Source organism: Streptomyces sp. E11-3 (assembly GCF_046540415.1).
Classification (GTDB): Bacteria; Actinomycetota; Actinomycetes; order Streptomycetales; family Streptomycetaceae; genus Streptomyces.
In genome coordinates, this window is record NZ_JAZGRL010000001.1 from 1,593,014 (window position 1) to 1,610,724 (window position 17,711).

Below are 17,711 nucleotides of genomic sequence, written 5' to 3' on the forward strand. Positions count from 1 at the left end.
CCGGGCGGACGACGGGAGTCTGACGANCCCGTCCACAGCCCCTCCCCCACCAACTCCACCAACTCCACCCACGCCGCGCCCGTCGGCCATCACCCGATGGCCGGAGCTCCTCGGCACCATCGGCTCGCTGCTCTCCCTCTTCACCGCCGTGCTCTTCTACTTCGGCTGGGCCAGCACCGACGCCGAGACCCAGACGTTGGGCCTGCACCCCACGCTCTTCAGGTTCTCCACCGCCGACTACCTGCTCCGCAGTGTCGACGCCCTCTACATCCCCGTGCTGCTGGCCATGGCAGCCGCGCTGGCCGCGACGGCGGCGCACCGCTGGGTACACCGCGTGCCGCCGCGGCGGGCCGGCCGAGTGCTGCGCCCACTCCGATACGCCTGGGGCCCGGCCCTGCTCCTCCTCCCCTTCTACGCGCTCTCCCCCGCCCTCTTCGAACTGCTCATCCCACTCGCCCTGCTGGCCGGCGCCCCGCTCACCGCGTACGCACTCACCCACCCCCGCCCCGAGGACCCGAGCGCCTCCGACGCGGACCGCCGCCGCAGCCTGAGGCTGTGGGGCCCGGCCGTACTGATCGCCGTACTGGCCCTGTTCTGGTCGGTCTCGTCGTACGCCGAGATCGTCGGTCGGGGCCGAGCCGCGCTGACGGCGGACACGGTCGCCGACGGCTTCCCCGCCGTCGTCGCCTTCAGCAAGGACGACCTGCTGATCCGCGGCGGCGGCAGCTGCCTGGCCGTCGTCGCGGAGAAGGGCAGCCCCTACCGCTACCGGTACGCGGGACTCCGGCTCTTCCATGTCTCCGGCGACCGGCTCTTCCTCGTACCCCGGCACTGGAGCCCCCAGGACGGAACGCTCTTCATCGTCGAGGAGAGCGCGGACCTGCGCGTCGAGTACGTCAGCGGCCAGGACTACCGCCGCACCCGAGAGTGCCCGTAGCCCCCACAGGCAGCTGGCAGACTGAACAGCGTGAGCAGCCACGACACCACCACTAGCACCAACACCACCGCCGACGCCGACAGCCCGTTCCGCCGCGAGAGCGAGGCACGCGACGTAGCCCCGCAGTTCGTCCTGCCTCTGGTCGCCCGTATCGAGAAGGCCGCTCCCCCGGCCCGTACGGACGCGCTGGAGACCGCGGCTCGCGCCGTGCTGGTGATGCTCAGCGACGAGCGGTCGGTCGGCGACGGCGAGTGGGCGCAGGCGATCCGCGACTGGCAGGACGCCAGGATCCGCAAGGTCGTACGGCGGGCCCGGGGCGCGGAGTGGCGCCGGGCCGAGGCGCTGCCGGGCATCACGGTCACCGGAGAGACAGCCGAGGTCCGGGTGTTCCCACCGGTCCCCCTGGACGGCTGGCCCAAGGACCTGGCCCGCCTCCAGGTCTCCGGCACCGACCTCGACGACCCGGAGCCCCCGGCCGCGCCCGACGCCTCGGCCCCGGTCCTCTGGATGAACCCCGAAGTCGACATGTCGGCCGGAAAGGCCATGGCCCAGGCAGGCCACGGCGCCCAACTCGCCTGGTGGGAACTCTCCGCCCCCGACCGCACCGCCTGGCGCGACGCGGGCTTCCCTCTCACTGTCCGCACCGCGGACCCGGCCCGCTGGCACGAACTCACCACCAGCGGCAGGCCGGTGGTCCGCGACGCGGGCTTCACGGAGATCGCCCCGGGCTCCTGCACAGTCGTCGCGGATGGCCACCACCGTGTCGGTTCCCTGCCACGCACACCACGGGCGTGACCCGCTGCGGGTACGGCTCTCTTGCAGGGACCCGCTGACCTGACGAGCCGGGCGGACGGCGCCGCTCAGCTCCCGTCGAGGCGCTCAGGCTTCCTTCGCGGCGTCGTGGTGGGTGCACCCGGTTAGCCCCGCCGCGGTCAGAGTGAGGTGCTGGGCCAGCACCTCGGCAGCGGTGTTGGCGTCACGGGCCAGCGCCGCTTCCTCCAGCCGGCGGTGCTCGCCCACGTGGTCCCGGTCGGGGCGGCGGTGCGCCGACCAGCGGCGGGCCAGTTCGCTCGCGGTCCACATCCGGTCGAAGGTCTCCAGCAGGACCAGGTTGCCGCAACCCTCCAGCAGGGTGCGGTGGAAGACCCGGTGGGCTTCGGACCATGCGGCGCTGTAGTACTCGCCCTCCTGCGGCACGTACGCCGGGGTACGGGCCAGACGGTGGTGGGCGGCTCGTACGCGGGCCTCCCAGTCGACGTCGCCGAGCTCGATGGACATACGCAGCACGACCGGCTCGACGGTCCGGCGGGCCTCCGCGATCTCCTGCCAGCGGCGGTCGGAGAAGGCCGGGACGGCGAAGCCGCGTTTGGGCAGCCGGTCGGCGAGGCCCTCGCCGACCAGCCGCACGAGCGCCTCGCGCACGACGGCCAGGCTCACGCCCTGTTCCTTGGCCAGGTCATGGGGCTTGAGGGCGTCACCGGGGGCGTAGTCCCCGCGCAGGATCGCTCCCCGCAGATGCGCGTAGACCTGCTCGGAGAGCATCTGCTTGGCCGATGAGGTCGAGGTGTGAACCGTCTGGGTCATGACTGCAGCATAGACGATCCAGTGAATAATCGATTATTAGTGTTATGGTCGATTACGACAGATGGACGGTGACGGCGGTGCCTCTACGCGGCGGACGCCGCGGGGCCTCCATTGCCGCATCACCGCCACCCCACAGCACGGCATGACGCCACCCCACAGCACGGCATGAAAGGAACGACGCGATGAGCGCCAACGACCCCTTCGCCCGCCTCCCCGAGGCGGCCTCCTTCACCGTCACCAGCACCACCGTCACCGACGGCGCCGACTGGTCGCCGGAGCAGTTCTCCGGCATCTTCGGCGTCCCTGGCGGGAAGGACGTCTCCCCGCAGCTGTCCTGGAGCGGCGCCCCGGAAGGCACCAAGAGCTACGCCGTCACCGTCTACGACCCCGACGCCCCCACCGGGTCCGGTTTCTGGCACTGGGCGGTCGCCGACATCCCCGCCACCGTCACCGAACTGCCCGAGGGCGCCGGCGACGACACCGGCTCGGGCCTGCCCGAGGGCGCCTTCCAGCTGCCGGGCGACGCCCGCGCGGCCCGTTTCATCGGTGCCGCCCCGCCGGCCGGGCACGGCCCTCACCGGTACGTCATCGTGGTGCACGCCCTCGACGTCGAGTCCATCGGCGTTGCGGCCGACGCCACCCCTGCCGTCCTGGGCTTCACCATGGCCGGCCACATCCTCGGCCGCGCGGTCCTGACCGCCACCGCCGAAACACCCGCCTGACCAGCAGCATGTCCCACCTCATCGACACCACGGAGATGTACCTCCGCACCATCGTCGAGCTGGAGGAGGAAGGTGCGGTCCCCCTGCGCGCCCGGATCGCCGAGCGCCTGAAGCAGAGCGGCCCGACGGTCAGCCAGACGGTGGCCCGGATGGAGCGGGACGGTCTGGTGACCGTGGCCAGCGACCGGCACCTCGAACTGACCGACGAGGGCCGCCGGTTGGCGACACGCGTGATGCGCAAGCACCGCCTCGCGGAGTGCCTGCTCGTCGACGTCATCGGCCTGGAGTGGGAGCACGTTCACGCCGAGGCCTGCCGCTGGGAGCACGTGATGAGCGAGGCCGTCGAACGCCGCGTCCTCAATCTGCTGCGGCACCCGACACATTCGCCCTACGGAAACCCGATCCCGGGCCTGGAGGAGCTCGGCGGGAAGAGCGCGGTGGATCCGTTCCCCGACGAGAGCATGGTCAGCCTCAGCGATCTGGAGCTCGGGCCGAACGGCGGGAGCGTGGTCGTACGGCGCATAGGGGAGCAGGTTCAGACCGACTCTCAGCTGATGCACATCCTGCGGCACGCCGGAGTGCGGCCCGGCGCGGTCGTCAGCGTGACGTCGCTGCCCGGCGGCGTGATAGTCGGCGGTGGCGGGGAGGCCACTGAGCTCCCCACGCAGACCGCCACGCACGTCTTCGTGGCCAAGCGCTGAGCCCAGCCGGGCGCCGCCGCCCGTTGCCATGGCTCGTGCAAGCACGAGGAGGCCCTGGACCACGATCGTGGTCCAGGGCCTCCTTCCATGAGCAGGGGCAACTTGTCAGGGGTCCGGTCGACGACGTAGACGGTCAGGCTCCCGCACGGTCGTTCCATGACGGACACCACCGCGTCGGTTCGCGCCCGCGACAGGGCAGTGGGGCGGGCATAGCCTGAAAACATCGGGACGCTCCGAGACCGGGAGATGAGCGTCATGACATTCGTGCAGGTCATCGACTGCCAGACAAGCCGCATCGACGAGCTGAACCAGCTGCTGGACAGCTGGGCCGAGGCCACCAAGGGCAAGCGGACCGCCACCCACACGATCATGGGCCAGGACCGCTCGGACTCCTCGCATGTGATGGAGATCGTGGAGTTCCCCTCGTACGAGGAGGCGATGAAGAACTCGCACCTTCCCGAGACCGACCGGATCTTCCAGGAGATGGTGGCGCTGTGCGACGTGGCGCCGACCTTCACCGATCTGGATGTCGTACGAGACGAGCAACTGAACAAGGACACCGTTCAACGGTTCTTCGAGGAGGTCGTGAACAGCGGCAACGTCGACGCCGTGGACGCCCTGTGCACCCCGGACTACGCGGACTACCGCGAGAACGTCCCGGCCCTCTCGACCCACGACCTCGAGCAGACCAAGCGCGCATACCGGGACCGGATTGAGGCGTTCGGGCCCCAGATCGCCGTCGAGAGCATGGTCGCCGAGGGCGACCTCGTGGCCGTGCGGTTCTCCTTCAAGGCCCGGCACGTCCGCGACTTCCAGGGCATCGAGGCGACCCACCGGGACGTTGCCGGAACCGGCCACTGCACCTTCCGCTGCGAGGGCGGGAAGCTGGCCGAGTGCTGGACGAACGAAGACGAGCTGGGCCTGTTGCAGCAGTTGGGCGTCCTGGAGGGATAGGGCCTGCCCGCTGGGTCGGTGCGCTGCGTCCGCGGGACGCGGCCGGATCAGTGCTGCCGCGCGTGACGCTCCTGCCGGTCGTAGGCGACTATCAGAGGCACCGACGCACCGCGTCACCGAGGCACCAAAGGTAGGTAGTCCACCCCGCAACATCTCGATACACGCTCACGGAGGACCGACGTGACGCTTCCCCCAGGCCAACGTGCAGTCGACGGATTCCCACGCTTCGGCACACATCTCCATCACCCGCCGCCGCCCGTCCCAGCCGACCCGGTGATCGAGATCGGCGGAGCTCTGGCCGAGGCCGTCACCCTGCCCGTGACCGACCTCGCGAAGCTGCCACGACAAGAGCTCGGAGCGGACTTCCACTGTGTCGCCGGATGGTCGGCAACCAACCTGCTGTGGGAAGGAACCGCGTTCGAGACCCTCTACCGCACACGGGTGGAACCGCTGCTCGCCCCGGACGCGTCGATCAGCCATATCGCCTTCGAAGGTCTCGACGGCCACCGGTCGATCGTGCTGCTTGAGGACGCCTTAGCCGACGACGTGCTCATCGCCGACCGTCTCAACGGGCGGCCGCTCGACAGCGACCACGGCGCTCCGGTGCGACTGGTCAGCCCCAGCCAGTACGGCTTCGTCAGTACAAAGCACCTCTGCCGCATCGAACTCCACACATCCCAACCCCGCGATCCCGACCGGTGGTCGCCCCTCGCGGCGCACCGCAGGGCGAGGGTCTGGCAGGAGGAACGTCACCGCAATCTTCCCGGCCGTGTGGTGCGGCCTGTCTACCGGGCGCTGATCGGGCCGATCCGCGCGCTGAGCGCCCGAGGTAGTCGCAAGTGACCGTGGTGCTACCGCACACCCCGGCTCCGACTGGATCGAGCAGGCATTGCAGGCACGGACGCCAACGTCACCCGACGCGAGTGTCCGACCATCAAGAACGAGGTGGCGTGTCTTCGCGCTGGAACCGCTGGTCGAGAAACTCGACCAACCGCGTTTCGCTCCGTTCGAGACGTTCCCTGTGATCGCGGGGCAGCGATGCCAGGGCGTCAACGAGCACCTGCTCCCGGGGAACATGCACCATCGAACCGGAGTAGACCCGGCAGCCAGAACACCATGCGAGCCCGATGCATCGTTCGAACATGGAGGACGCGGGCGGATGGAACCGATATCGGTACGAGCGGACAGCCGTCCCGCAGGTCTCACAGACCCGCCGGTTTCCATCCGGGACCGTCTCCCACGTCCCGAGCTTGAGCCACCGTTGCCGCGCACCCCGTGCTCTTCAAGTCGTCATACGGAGCATTCTTCCGCATGACGAGCTGCCCCGCCCCTCTACGCCCGCTCATGATCCACGATTTCCGGGACAGTTGCGTGTGGGTCATGTCGAACGTCAGATAGGGGCGTCATGGCCCGAACGCGTCTGGACGGCAAGGTCGAGCGCGGTAACCGCACCCGGCAGCTGGTGCTGCGGCATACCGTCGGCCTCGCGTCCGTCGAGGGGCTGGAGGCCGCATCCCCCTCCCCCGGCCCCATGACCGTGAGCCTCACCGCCGCTCGGGCTCCGTCTCGGTGTGGGCCGATGAGTTGTGGCTCAAGAGTTGTGGCTCAAGGAGTTCGTGAGCCGCCCCGACCACGTACGGATCGTGCGTGCCCATCGTGGGCGCTCGCACCACTGGTCACCACCGGACCACACGGCCCGCTGAACACACCCGTAGGCCATCGCGTATCTCTCAATACTGTCATTCGGGTTGTACGGCTGCCCGGTTGACGGTTGGTTCGTGCGGAGAACGCGCTACCCCGGGAGTTACTTTGTTGCGACGCATCAACGGCACGGCCCTCATCATCGCGGCGCTGGTGGCGACGCTCGCCGCGCTCGCCTACCCCGTCTGGTCCTACGCGGACCGCTCGGGAACCGGCGAGGCCAACCTTGAGGCCAGTACCGTCGCCACGCAGTGGGGCCCGCTCAGCGCGACCGACCGAGACCTGCTGGTGAAGGTCAGGCTTGCCGGGCTCTGGGAGATCCCCGCTGGTCAGCAGGCGATGGAGCGGGCGCCCACCGCGGCCATCAAGGACGCGGGTGACCATCTGGTGGTCGGGCACACCGACCTGGACAAGCGGGTGCGGCAGGTGTCCGCGCAACTCGGCGTCGAGTTGCCCAGCCAGCCGACCGAGCAGCAGCGAGGCTGGCTGCAGGAGCTGACGGAGGCCGAGGGCGAGACGTACGAGCGGAAGTTCGCGAACCTGCTGCGCGACTCCCACGGCAAGGTCTTCGCCCTGATCGCGCAGGTCCGGCACACCACCCGCAACGCGCTCGTACGGCAGCTGGCCACCGACGCGAACCAGGCGGTACTGGACCACATCACCATGCTGGAACGGACCGGGAACGTGGACTTCGACGCTCTGGCCAGGGACGCGGCGGGCCGGTCGACGGCCAGCCCGACCGGACCGCCGCCGCCCACTCCGGGCAGCACCCCGCTCCCGCCCCCCGCGGCCGGGCCGACCGGCGGCGACCAGTCCTTCACCTCGCGGCCCTCCGCACCCGGCACAGCGAACATCAACACCAACCGTCCCGAGGTGGGATAGGCGCCGCGATGACGACCACGGCCGAAACCCACCGGTGAAACCTCAAATCAAGCTCTGAACGTCCCCCCAGGTGGGTTCACCCGTCCCTGCGGGGCGAGAAGAACCTCACGCACACCTGGCCCGCGGCGCCCCGCGCCCCGGGCCGTGCAGTGAAGGAGGGGGACCATGAGCAGTGGAGTACAGCTGGGTACGGGGATCGGCTGGCGTCCGGAGATCGCCGAGACGGTGGAGCGGATGCCCGGTGTGGACTGGGTCGAGGTGGTGGCGGAGAACGTCTGTCCGGGGCATGTCGCGCCGTCGCTGCTACGGCTGCGCGAGCGCGGTGTCACGGTCGTGCCGCACGGCGTCTCACTCGGCCTCGGCGACGCGGAGCGGCCGGACCCGGGACGGCTCGCGGCGCTCGCGGAGCGGGTCGAGGCGCTGGGCGCGCCGCTGGTCAGCGAGCACATCGCGTTCGTACGGGCGGGTGGGGCACTGACCGCGTCCCCGCGCCTGGAGGCCGGGCATCTGCTGCCGGTGCCGCGCACCAGGGACGCGCTGGACGTGCTGTGCGAGAACGTCCGGATCGCGCAGGACGCGCTGCCGGTGCCGCTCGCCCTGGAGAACATCGCGGCGCTGATCTCCTGGCCGGGAGAGGAGCTGACCGAGGGCCAGTTCCTGTCCGAGCTGGTCGAGCGGACCGGGGTACGGCTGCTCGTCGATGTCGCCAATCTGTACACCAATCAGGTCAACCGTGGTGAGGACGCGTCAGCCGCGCTCGACGGGCTGCCGGTCGAGGCGATCGCGTACGTCCATGTCGCGGGCGGCGTCCACCGCGACGGCGTCTGGCACGACAGCCACGCGCACCCCGTGCCGCAGCCGGTCCTGGACATCCTGGCCGACCTCGCGTCCCGGGTGACGCCACCGGGCGTCCTGCTGGAGCGCGACGAGGACTACCCGGATCAGGCCGAGTTGGAGCGCGAACTCGACGCCGTCCGCCAGGCCGCGACCCGCGACGTGCGTGGCGCCGCGACCCGTGGCGTGCACAGGGCGGCCGTGCCCCGCGAGCGGGTTCTGGTCACCGCGGGGCGGCCGTCGGGTGCCCCGCTTCCCGTCGCCACCGCCCCGGCCCCGACGCCAACGCCGCCAGCCGTACCCGCCCCCGCCCCCGCACCCGCGAGCGACGCCGCGCGCCAGCGGGTCGGCCTGCGGCAGGCCTCGCTGCTGTCCGCGCTCGTCGCCGGTACGCCCGTACCCGAGGGGTTCGACCCACAGCGGCTGCGGGTGCAGAGTCGGGCGCTGACGGGGAAGCGGGCCGATGTGGTGGCCAAGGTGGCGCCCGAGCTCCCGCGGATTCTGGGCGCGGAGTACCGGCCCGCCTTCGTCACGTACGCACGCAACCGGCCGCTGACCGCCGGGCACCGGCGCGACGCGCTGGACTTCGCCGAGTATCTGCTGCGCGCCCGCAGGCCCCGCTCGCCGGGCGCGCGGCGGGAGTTGACCCGGTGGTGGCTGGAGCGCTCGGGCCCGGCCCCGCTCACCGGCCGCCCCATGGCCCGGCTGGCCAGGACGGCCCGCTACGCGCTGTTGAGGAGGTGACGAGCGGGGGCGTGAGGTGGTGACGGGCGGGCGCGTGAGGAGCTGGCGGGGCGCGTGAGGTGGTGACCGGCGCGCCACGCCGATGCCCGCCACGCCGGTGACCGATACCCGCCGCGCCGGGCATCGGGGTCATGGCTCCGACACCGGCAGCCCGGTGCTTTACTTCGCCCGCCGCCAACCGAAGTATCCCTTTTATGCGAGTGGTGCACGGGACACGTGTGCCGCTTGATACGAGTGCCGCTCGAAGGGATGCCGAGGGATGCCGAAGCGCGGGAAAGCGCCTGTCCTGTACGCCATCGCCGGATCGCTGGCCCTGACCGGCCTGGCCGCATCGCCCGCGGGCGGCGCCCCAAAGGCTCCGGAGGACCTGGGCACCAGGCTCGCCGCCCAGCGCGCCGCGGCAGCCGGAATCACCTTCGGCCGCTGCCCCGAGGTGGAGCGCCTGCCGTCGGCGGTGCGGTGCGGCACCGTGTCCGTACCGCTGGACTACGCCGACCCCGACGGCGAGCAGATCAAGCTGACGGTCAGTCGGGTGAAGGCCATGGACCCGGCCAAGCGGCAGGGCGCGCTGGTCTTCAACCCCGGTGGCCCCGGAGGCTCCGGGATGTACTTCCCGATGGTCTCGACGGCCGATCTCCCCGCGTTCCGGCGCATTTCCGAGGCGTACGACGTCGTCGGCTACGCCCCGCGCGGTGTCGGCCGCTCCGCTCCGGTGTCCTGCCAGGACCCGGCGGGGCTCGACAAGGCGCCGACGCTCGCGCCGCGTCACCCGGACGAGACGTACAAGAAGGAGCGCGTCGCGCGGGCTAAGACGTACGCGCGGGGCTGCCTGAGCCGGACGGGCGAGGCGCTGCGGCACTACCACTCGCTCAACAACGCGCGCGACCTCGATGTGCTGCGCGCCGGGCTCGGGGAGCGGAAGCTCAACTTCCTGGGCGCTTCGTACGGGACCTACTTCGGCGCCCTATACGCGGCGCTGTTCCCCTCCCATGTGCGCCGGATGGTCTTCGACTCGGCGGTCAACCCCGACCCGTCGCAGATCTGGTACCAGAACAACCTCGACCAGTCGCTGGCCTTCGAGCGCCGCTGGGCGGACTTCCGCACCTGGGTGGCGGAGCACCACACGACGTACGGCCTGGGCCGCAGCCCGCAGCAGGTCGCGCGCTCCTACGAGAAGGTACGGGCCGCGCTGGCGCTCAAGCCCGCGGGCGGCAAGGTCGGCCCCGGCGAGCTGCAGAGCGCGTTTCTGCAGACCGGGTACTACGACGAGGTCTGGCCGGAGCGGGCCGCCGCGCTCGCCGCGTACCTGAAGGGCGATCCGAAGCCGCTCGTCGAGCAGGCCGCGCCCAACCCGGCGAGGGCAGCGGACAGCGAGAACAGCACCGCCGTCTACACGGCCGTCGAGTGCAACGACGCGCCCTGGCCGACGGACTTCAGGACCTGGGACCAGGACAACACCCGCCTCGCGCGCGTGGCGCCCTTCGAGACCTGGGACAACGCCTGGATGAACCTGCCGTGCGCCTACTGGCCGGTGCCCCGGCAGCGCCCGCTGGACATCCGGCTCGCCGACGGCGCCCTGCCCCCGACACTGATCCTGGCCGCCGAGCGGGACGCCGCGACCCCGTACCACGGGGCCTACGAGCTGCGCCGCAGGCTGCCGGGCTCCGCACTGGTCACCGAGCGCAAGGCCGGGACGCACGGTGTCGCCGGTGGCCCCAACCAGTGCGTCAACGGGCACCTGGACGCCTACCTGCTGGAAGGCCGGCTCCCGGCGCGGCGCGCGGCGGGCTGCGACCCGCGCCCGGAGCCGGAGCCCGAGGCGACGGGCAGCCGGACGGCCGCCCCGTACGCCCCGGCAGGTGTCAGCTAGGCCAGCCCCGCCACCAGGTCGGCCACCGACTTGCGGCGCCCGGTGTAGAACGGCACCTCCTCGCGTACGTGCATCCGTGCCTCGGAGGCGCGCAGGTGCCGCATCAGGTCCACGATGCGGTACAGCTCGTCGGCCTCGAAGGCGAGCAGCCACTCGTAGTCGCCGAGCGAGAAGGACGCCACCGTGTTGGCGCGGACGTCCGGGAAGCCGCGGGCCATCTTGCCGTGGTCGGCGAGCATCCGGCGGCGGTCCTCGTCGGGCAGCAGGTACCAGTCGTAGGAGCGTACGAACGGGTAGACGCTGACGTAGTTGCGCGGCGTCTCGTCGGCCAGGAAGGCCGGGATGTGCGACTTGTTGAACTCGGCCGGGCGGTGCAGGGCCATGTTCGACCAGACCGGCTCCAGGGCGCGGCCGAGCTTGGTGCGGCGGAAGAGGTTGTACGCCTCCTGCAGCTCGTCGGCGGTCTCGGCGTGCCACCAGATCATCAGGTCGGCGTCGGCGCGCAGGCCGGACACGTCGTAGGTGCCGCGGACCGTGATGTCCTTGGCGGCGAGCTGGTCGAACAGTTCCTGGACCTCGTCGGCGAAGCCGGTCCGGTCCGCTGGCAGTACGTCGCGCAGCTTGAAGACGGACCACAGCGTGTAGCGGATGACCTCGTTGAGGTCCTTGGCCTTCTTGCCGGCGTTCGGGCTCTTGGCGGGGGCGTCGTCACTCATGGGGCTATTCTGCCGCGCCGCCGTGCAGACTCTGGACCGGGTTCGCGCTGAGCCGATCCAGGCCACCGGAATCGCCGCCGAGCTGGTCCACGGCCGCGTACGCGCTGGCGATACAGGCCGGGATGCCCACCCCGTCGTACGCCGCGCCGCACACCGCGAGTCCGGGCAGCTTGCCGACGTGCTCGCGGATGCGCGCCACGCGCGCGTGGTGGCCGACGGGGTACTGCGGCAGGCCGTCGGTCCAGCGGGTCACGCGGGTGGCGACGGGTGTGGCGGTGAGTCCGGTGGCCTCGCGCAGGTCGTGCCGCGATACGTCGACGAGGTCGGCGTCGTCCCGGCCGAGGTCCCGCTCCTCGCCGTACCGCCCGACCGAGGTGCGCAGCACCAGCAGGTCCGGGTCCTCGTCGGCGATCCAGCCCCACTTCTGGCTCGCGAAGGTGGACGCCTTGATGGTGTGGCCGTCCACGGGCGGTACGAGGAAGCCGCTGCCCGCGGGGAGGTCGGCGTCGGCCCTGCGGTAGGCGAGGGTCATCAGCGCCATGGAGGCGTACTCGACGGCGCGCAGTTCGGCGGCCGCGGCGGGCGCGTCGGCGTCCAGGAGCCGGGCGGCCTGCGGGGCGGGTACAGCGACGACGACGGCGTCGGCCGCGATGCTCCCGCCCTCTCCGTTCTCTCCGTTCTCTCCGTTCTCGATGCGGACCTCCCAGCCGTCCGCGACCCGGCGCACCCCGCGCACCGGGCAGTTGAGCCGGATCTCGGCGCCACGCGCGCGTAGCGCCTCGGCGACCGCGAGCGGCAGTCGGCCCACGCCGCCCGCGATGCCCATGAACACCGGCCCTGTGGCCCCGGCCTCGGCGGCCTGCCGCTGGATGTCGCGTACGCCGTCCATGAGGGAGCGGTGGGTGCGGGCGGCCTCGTAGAGCTTGGGGACGGCCATCCGCATCGAGATGCGGTACGCGTCACCCGCGTACACCCCTCCGAGCAGCGGCTCCACCAGGCGGTCGACGACCTCACGGCCGACGCGGGAGGCGACGTACTCGCCGACCGCGACGTCGTCGCCGACCTCGGTCGGCGGCAGCTCCCGGTCCTGCTCGATCCGGCGCAGCCCGTCGTCGGAGAGCACCCCGGCCAGCGCGTCGGCGTCGCCGGGTACGCCCATCACATGCCCCTTGGGCATGGGCCGCAGCGCCCCGCGCGTCCACAGCGATGCGGTCGCGGTGGCGGGCGGCTGAAGCAGGTCGCCCAGTCCGACGGCGCGGGCCAGTTCGACGGCCTCGGGGCGCCGGGCGAGCATCGACTCGGCGCCGAGGTCGACGCGTACGCCCTCGATCTCACCGGCGTGCAGCTTGCCGCCGAGCCGGTCGGTGGCCTCCAGGACGGTCACCCGGGCGCCCGTTTCGAGCAGTCGGTGGGCGGCGGCCAACCCGGCGATCCCGCCTCCGATGACGACGACATGGCCGGTGGCGTGACGCATGACCTGGCCCGTACGTGTGTCCGCTTTCCGCATGGTTTCACTCTCTCAGACCCGGAACCGGAGTCCGTACCGAGGCCGCACCGTGACCGCTTCGGTACCGGCACCGGGCAAACCCCGCGCAGGTCCCGCGCGTCAAAGCTGCATCGGACACCACACATCCTCAACGCCTCGGGGGCATGTCCCATGCGTGCATCCACCCATTCCAGCCATTCCAGGCACCGGTCCGTACGGGCCCTCACCACCCTGCTGCTCGCGGCCACCGTCGCGGTCGGGGGGTGCAGTGCTGTCGACCGCGATTCCGGCGCCAAGAGCGAGTCCGCGGCCCGGGAGGACGCCAAACGGGACGGTGGCGCCGCCGCGCCCGAAGGCGGCCGGGGCTCCGCCGCCGACTCCCAGTCGGGCAGCAAGAAGGCGCCCGACCCGGTCGGCACCCACATCATCCGCACCGCCTCGCTGACCGTACGGGTCAAGGATGTGCCGAAGGCCCTGGGCACGGCCCGCGACGCCACGCTGGACGCGGGCGGTGTCGTCGGCAGCGAGACCACGGACCGCGACCGGCAGGGCAGGGAGCGCTCGCGGGTCGTGCTGCGGGTGCCGCAGGAGAAGTACGAGGACGTGATGACCGCGCTGGCGGGCACGGGCAAGCTGATCGAGCGCAAGAAGAAGGCCGAGGACGTCACCGAGCAGGTGGTGGACGTGGAGAGCCGGGTGAAGTCGCAGCGGGCCAGTGTCGCCCGGGTGCGGGAGCTGATGGACCAGGCCGCCAAGCTGAGCGATGTGGTCACCCTGGAAGGCGAACTGAGCTCGCGTCAGGCCGAACTGGAGTCGCTGCTCGCCCGCCGGGCCTCGCTCAAGGACCGCACCACCATGGCGACGATCACGCTCGTCCTGTCCGAGACCGCCGAGAAGAAGGCGAAGGACGAGGACGACGACCCGACCTTCCTGAGCGCCATCGCGGGCGGCTGGAACGCGTTCGTCACCGGCCTGCACTGGATCGCCATCGCGCTCGGCGCGGCGCTGCCGTTCGCCGCGGCGCTCGGGCTGCTGTTCGTGGTGTGGCGGCTGGTACGGGCCCGGTTGACCGCCCCGAGTGAGGACTGAACGCCCCGACGGAGGACTGAAGAGGGGACTGAACTCACCATCCCCCGTAGCGTGTTCGTATGAGCGAACGACTGGTGGTCATCGGCGGCGACGCGGCGGGCATGTCCGCCGCCTCGCAGGCACGCAGGCTCAAGGGCCCGGACGAGCTGGAGATCGTCGCCTTCGAACGGGGGCACTTCACCTCGTTCTCCGCGTGCGGGATTCCGTACTGGGTGGGCGGTGACGTCCCCGAGCGGGACGACCTGATCGCCCGCACACCCGAGGAGCACCGGGACCGCGACATCGACCTGCGGATGCGCACCGAGGTGACCCGGATCGACGTGCCCGGGCAGCGGGTGCTCGCCCGCGACCTGGAGTCCGGCACGGAGGCGTGGACCGGCTACGACAAGCTGGTCATCGCGACCGGCGCCCGGCCCGTGCGGCCGTCGCTGCCGGGCATCGACGCCCACGGGGTGCACGGCGTGCAGACACTCGACGACGGCCAGGCCCTGCTCGACACCCTCGCCGCGACCGAGGGGCGTCGGGCGGTCGTGGTCGGCGCGGGCTATATCGGCGTCGAGATGGCCGAGGCCCTGAGCCGGCGCGGCTACGCGGTCACCGTCGTCAACCGCGGCGCCGAGCCGATGGCCACGCTCGACCCCGACATGGGGCGGCTCGTGCATGACGCGATGTCCGGCATCGGCATGGAGATGGTGAACGGCGCCGAGGTCACCAAGATCCTCACCGGCGAGGACGGCCAGGTGCGGGCCGTCGCGACGGAGGACGCGGAGTACCCGGCGGACGTGGTGGTCCTGGGCATCGGCGTACGTCCCGAAACGGCCCTGGCCCGCGCGGCGGGTCTGCCGCTCGGCGAGCACGGCGGCCTGCTCACGGACCTGGCGATGCGGGTACGCGGCCACGAGAACATCTGGGCCGGCGGCGACTGTGTCGAGGTACTCGACCTGGTGTCGGGCCGCGAGCGGCACATCGCGCTGGGCACCCACGCGAACAAGCACGGCCAGGTGATCGGCTCGGGCGTGGGCGGCGGGTACGCGACCTTCCCCGGCGTGGTCGGCACCGCCGTCAGCAAGGTCTGCGACCTGGAGATCGCGCGTACGGGGCTGCGCGAGAAGGATGCGCGGGCGGCAGGCCTGCAGTATGTGACGGCCACGATCCAGTCCACCAACAGCGCGGGCTACTACCCGGGCGCGGCCCTGATGACCGTCAAGATGCTCGCGGAGCGGCGTACGGGGCGGCTGCTGGGCGTCCAGATCGTGGGCCGCGAGGGCGCGGCCAAGCGGGTCGACATCGCGGCGGTCGCGCTCACCGCGGGGATGACGGTGGAGCAGGTCGTGTCGTTGGACCTGGGGTACGCGCCGCCGTTCTCGCCGGTGTGGGATCCGGTGCTGGTGGCTGCGCGTAAGGCGGTCGCGGCGGTGCGGGCGGGTGGGGCGTAGGCGCTTCTTTCCCCAATCCCGCCCCTTCCCGAAACTGGGGCTCCGCCCCAGACCCGTTTGTCCTCAATCGCCGGACGGGCTCAAATTGAGCCCGTCCGGCGCTTGAGGACAAACCACCTAACTCGCCGTACGCGCGTGCACGTGCTCCACCAGCCGCGTCAGCGCATCCGGGTCCGTGGTCGGCAGCACACCGTGGCCCAGGTTGAAGATGTGACCCTCGAGCCCGGCCGCAGCCGCCAACACCTCATCAGCCTTCTTCTCGACCGCCTCCGGCGTGGAGAAGAGCACCGCCGGGTCCAGGTTCCCCTGGAGCGCCCGGCCCGGCCCGACCCGACGCGCGGCCTCATCCATCGGCACCCGCCAGTCGACGCCCACGACATCCGCCCCCGCCTCGCCCATCAGCCCGAGCAGCTCACCCGTACCGACACCGAAGTGGATACGCGGCACCCCGTACGAGGCCACCGCGTCGAAGACCTTCGCGGACGCGGGCATGACCGAGGCACGGTAGTCGGCGGGGGACAGCGCGCCGACCCAGGAGTCGAAGAGCTGCACCGCCGACGCGCCCGCCTCGATCTGCACCTTCAGGAACGCGCTGGTGATCTCCGCGAGCCGGTCCAGGAGGTCGGCCCACAGCTGCGGGTCGCCGTACATCAGGGCCTTGGTGTGCTCGTGGTTGCGGGACGGGCCGCCCTCCACGAGGTAGCTCGCGAGGGTGAACGGCGCGCCCGCGAAGCCGATCAGCGGGGTGGAGCCGAGCTCGCCCGTCAGCATGCCGATCGCTTCGGTGACGTACGCGACGTCGTCGGGCGTCAGGTCGCGCAGCTGCGCCAGGTCCGCGCGCGTGCGGATCGGCGAGGCGACGACCGGGCCGACACCGGGCTTGATGTCCAGGTCGATGCCGATGGCCTTGAGCGGGACCACGATGTCGCTGAAGTAGATCGCGGCGTCGACACGGTGGCGGCGGACCGGCTGCAGCGTGATCTCGGTGACCAGGTCGGGCCGCATGCAGGAGTCGAGCATCGTGGTGCCCTCGCGCACCTTGCGGTACTCGGGCAGTGAGCGCCCGGCCTGCCGCATGAACCACACGGGTGTGTGCGGCACGGGCTCGCGTCGGCACGCCTTGAGGAAGGCGGAGTCGTATGTTGCGTTCTGCTGGCCCGTGGGGCGGTCTGTGGCACTCACAGGGGAAGTCTCGCATGGGGGAATCGGCGGCGGACCGGCGACCACGTCGCCCCGCGCGGTCCGCGAGGCGGCCTCGACCCGAACTCCGGCCCGCTGCCCGGGTGTCGCGCCCTCGTGAGGGCCCCGTTCCCCTTAACCTTCCCCGCATGGCTGCGGTGCGGGGACAACTGTCGGAGGGTTCGGACGGGATGGACGGTACGGAGGGGAATGCGGCGGCGGATGCCGTTCCGCTCCCGTTCCGCACGGCCGTGGAGGCACTGCGAGCGGCCCGGCTGCGGCCCGAGATCGAGATCGAGCAGACCCGCGCGCCCAAGCGGCTCGCCCCGTATGCGTACGCGCTGGAGGCGGCCGTCGTCGAGGGTGACGAGGACCTCGCGGACGGGCGGCTCGTCGTGTTGCACGACCCGGCCGGGCACGACGCGTGGAAGGGCACCTTCCGCCTGGTCACGCTGGTGCGCGCGGATCTGGAGCCGGAGATGGCGGCCGATCCGCTGCTGCCGGAGGTCTGCTGGTCCTGGCTGACGGGGGCGTTGCAGGGGCGCGGTCTGTCGTACGGGGAGCCGAGCGGCACCGTGACCCGGGCGGGTTCGTACTACTTCGGGGGGCTCGCGGAGCGGCCGCCCGCCTCGCAGATCGAGATCCGGGCGTCCTGGACGCCGCGCGACGGCCTCGGCGGGGTGCCGGACCTGGTGTCGCATCTGACCGCGTGGTGCGATCTGCTCTGCCAGATCGCCGGTCTTCCGCCGAGCGGGCCGACCGGACCGGCCGGGCCGGCCGGGCCGGCCGGGTCCACGGACGCCTCGGTCGTCTCGCTGCCGCAGCGCCGCGGGCCGCAGGCCACCTGAGGACCGCCCACCGCCCACCGCCCACCGC

At 71.6% G+C, this 17,711-nt stretch carries 16 protein-coding genes and 1 pseudogene; 13 read left to right on the forward strand and 4 right to left on the reverse strand.

Annotation, left to right across the window (positions count from 1 at the left end):
• Nucleotides 1-148: 148 nt before the first annotated feature.
• Nucleotides 149-937: a hypothetical protein gene (locus U9R90_RS07300; RefSeq protein WP_411055566.1), complete on the forward strand. Its 789-nt coding sequence runs from the start codon at nt 149-151 to the stop codon at nt 935-937.
• A gap of 30 nt (nt 938-967) precedes the next feature.
• Nucleotides 968-1,732, forward strand: coding sequence for a peptidyl-tRNA hydrolase (locus U9R90_RS07305; RefSeq protein WP_411055567.1), 765 nt, complete (start codon nt 968-970; stop codon nt 1,730-1,732).
• Nucleotides 1,733-1,816: 84 nt separating this feature from the next.
• Here U9R90_RS07305 and U9R90_RS07310 read toward each other — a convergent pair whose 3' ends face one another.
• Nucleotides 1,817-2,521: a GntR family transcriptional regulator gene (locus U9R90_RS07310; protein WP_411055568.1), complete on the reverse strand. Its 705-nt coding sequence runs from the start codon at nt 2,519-2,521 to the stop codon at nt 1,817-1,819.
• A 182-nt stretch (nt 2,522-2,703) separates the two neighbouring features.
• Here U9R90_RS07310 and U9R90_RS07315 point away from each other — a divergent pair, with 182 nt between their 5' ends.
• The 8 genes and pseudogenes from U9R90_RS07315 to U9R90_RS07350 all read left to right on the forward strand — a co-directional run bounded on the left by U9R90_RS07315 (nt 2,704) and on the right by U9R90_RS07350 (nt 10,929).
• The gene (locus tag U9R90_RS07315; protein WP_411055569.1) at nt 2,704-3,243 is read left to right on the forward strand and encodes a YbhB/YbcL family Raf kinase inhibitor-like protein; all 540 of its coding nucleotides are present in this window, start codon (nt 2,704-2,706) and stop codon (nt 3,241-3,243) included.
• A gap of 8 nt (nt 3,244-3,251) precedes the next feature.
• Nucleotides 3,252-3,944: a metal-dependent transcriptional regulator gene (locus U9R90_RS07320; protein WP_411055570.1), complete on the forward strand. Its 693-nt coding sequence runs from the start codon at nt 3,252-3,254 to the stop codon at nt 3,942-3,944.
• 255 nt (nt 3,945-4,199) lie between these two features.
• The gene (locus tag U9R90_RS07325; RefSeq protein ID WP_411055571.1) at nt 4,200-4,898 is read left to right on the forward strand and encodes an ester cyclase; all 699 of its coding nucleotides are present in this window, start codon (nt 4,200-4,202) and stop codon (nt 4,896-4,898) included.
• A 180-nt stretch (nt 4,899-5,078) separates the two neighbouring features.
• Nucleotides 5,079-5,741 (forward strand): molybdopterin-dependent oxidoreductase, encoded by a 663-nt coding sequence (locus tag U9R90_RS07330; RefSeq protein ID WP_411055572.1) that lies wholly within the window; start codon nt 5,079-5,081, stop codon nt 5,739-5,741.
• A gap of 562 nt (nt 5,742-6,303) precedes the next feature.
• Nucleotides 6,304-6,414, forward strand: a pseudogene (locus tag U9R90_RS07335) (TetR/AcrR family transcriptional regulator); the annotation flags it as partial.
• A 296-nt stretch (nt 6,415-6,710) separates the two neighbouring features.
• Complete coding sequence (locus tag U9R90_RS07340) at nt 6,711-7,481, forward strand: DUF4142 domain-containing protein (RefSeq protein WP_411055573.1); 771 nt, start codon at nt 6,711-6,713, stop codon at nt 7,479-7,481.
• Between the two features lie 165 nt (nt 7,482-7,646).
• Nucleotides 7,647-9,059 (forward strand): DUF692 domain-containing protein, encoded by a 1,413-nt coding sequence (locus U9R90_RS07345; RefSeq protein ID WP_411055574.1) that lies wholly within the window; start codon nt 7,647-7,649, stop codon nt 9,057-9,059.
• Between the two features lie 259 nt (nt 9,060-9,318).
• Nucleotides 9,319-10,929 (forward strand): alpha/beta hydrolase, encoded by a 1,611-nt coding sequence (locus U9R90_RS07350; protein WP_411055575.1) that lies wholly within the window; start codon nt 9,319-9,321, stop codon nt 10,927-10,929.
• On the opposite strand, the gene hemQ is transcribed toward U9R90_RS07350, so the two are convergent.
• Both hemQ and hemG read right to left on the reverse strand, forming a co-directional pair.
• Nucleotides 10,926-11,645 carry a hydrogen peroxide-dependent heme synthase gene (gene hemQ, locus U9R90_RS07355; RefSeq protein WP_411055576.1) on the reverse strand — a complete coding sequence of 240 codons (720 nt, stop codon included), beginning with the start codon at nt 11,643-11,645 and terminating at the stop codon, nt 10,926-10,928. The genes U9R90_RS07350 and hemQ overlap by 4 nt on opposite strands.
• A 4-nt stretch (nt 11,646-11,649) precedes the next feature.
• A complete protein-coding gene (hemG, locus tag U9R90_RS07360; RefSeq protein ID WP_411055577.1) occupies nt 11,650-13,152 on the reverse strand; it encodes a protoporphyrinogen oxidase in 1,503 nt (500 codons plus the stop codon).
• Between the two features lie 150 nt (nt 13,153-13,302).
• On the opposite strand from hemG, the gene U9R90_RS07365 reads away from it, so the two are divergent.
• Both U9R90_RS07365 and U9R90_RS07370 read left to right on the forward strand, forming a co-directional pair.
• On the forward strand, nt 13,303-14,220 hold the full coding sequence (locus tag U9R90_RS07365) for a DUF4349 domain-containing protein (protein ID WP_411055578.1): 918 nt from the start codon (nt 13,303-13,305) through the stop codon (nt 14,218-14,220).
• 59 nt (nt 14,221-14,279) lie between these two features.
• Nucleotides 14,280-15,656 (forward strand): FAD-dependent oxidoreductase, encoded by a 1,377-nt coding sequence (locus tag U9R90_RS07370; RefSeq protein ID WP_411055579.1) that lies wholly within the window; start codon nt 14,280-14,282, stop codon nt 15,654-15,656.
• A 117-nt stretch (nt 15,657-15,773) separates the two neighbouring features.
• Here U9R90_RS07370 and hemE read toward each other — a convergent pair whose 3' ends face one another.
• The gene (gene hemE / locus U9R90_RS07375; RefSeq protein ID WP_411055580.1) at nt 15,774-16,838 is read right to left on the reverse strand and encodes a uroporphyrinogen decarboxylase; all 1,065 of its coding nucleotides are present in this window, start codon (nt 16,836-16,838) and stop codon (nt 15,774-15,776) included.
• A 146-nt stretch (nt 16,839-16,984) separates the two neighbouring features.
• On the opposite strand from hemE, the gene U9R90_RS07380 reads away from it, so the two are divergent.
• A complete protein-coding gene (locus U9R90_RS07380; RefSeq protein ID WP_411055581.1) occupies nt 16,985-17,683 on the forward strand; it encodes a DUF3000 domain-containing protein in 699 nt (232 codons plus the stop codon).
• Nucleotides 17,684-17,711: the final 28 nt, after the last annotated feature.

Coding starts and splice junctions, on each gene's coding strand:
- U9R90_RS07370 (WP_411055579.1), top strand. CDS start 14,280: ATGAGCGAACGACTGGTGGTCATCGGCGGCGACGCGGCGGGCATGTCC.
- U9R90_RS07325 (WP_411055571.1), top strand. CDS start 4,200: ATGACATTCGTGCAGGTCATCGACTGCCAGACAAGCCGCATCGACGAG.
- U9R90_RS07320 (WP_411055570.1), top strand. CDS start 3,252: ATGTCCCACCTCATCGACACCACGGAGATGTACCTCCGCACCATCGTC.
- U9R90_RS07365 (WP_411055578.1), top strand. CDS start 13,303: ATGCGTGCATCCACCCATTCCAGCCATTCCAGGCACCGGTCCGTACGG.
- hemQ (WP_411055576.1), bottom strand. CDS start 11,645: ATGAGTGACGACGCCCCCGCCAAGAGCCCGAACGCCGGCAAGAAGGCC.
- U9R90_RS07315 (WP_411055569.1), top strand. CDS start 2,704: ATGAGCGCCAACGACCCCTTCGCCCGCCTCCCCGAGGCGGCCTCCTTC.
- hemG (WP_411055577.1), bottom strand. CDS start 13,152: ATGCGGAAAGCGGACACACGTACGGGCCAGGTCATGCGTCACGCCACC.
- U9R90_RS07350 (WP_411055575.1), top strand. CDS start 9,319: ATGCCGAAGCGCGGGAAAGCGCCTGTCCTGTACGCCATCGCCGGATCG.
- U9R90_RS07380 (WP_411055581.1), top strand. CDS start 16,985: ATGGCTGCGGTGCGGGGACAACTGTCGGAGGGTTCGGACGGGATGGAC.
- U9R90_RS07345 (WP_411055574.1), top strand. CDS start 7,647: ATGAGCAGTGGAGTACAGCTGGGTACGGGGATCGGCTGGCGTCCGGAG.
- U9R90_RS07310 (WP_411055568.1), bottom strand. CDS start 2,521: ATGACCCAGACGGTTCACACCTCGACCTCATCGGCCAAGCAGATGCTC.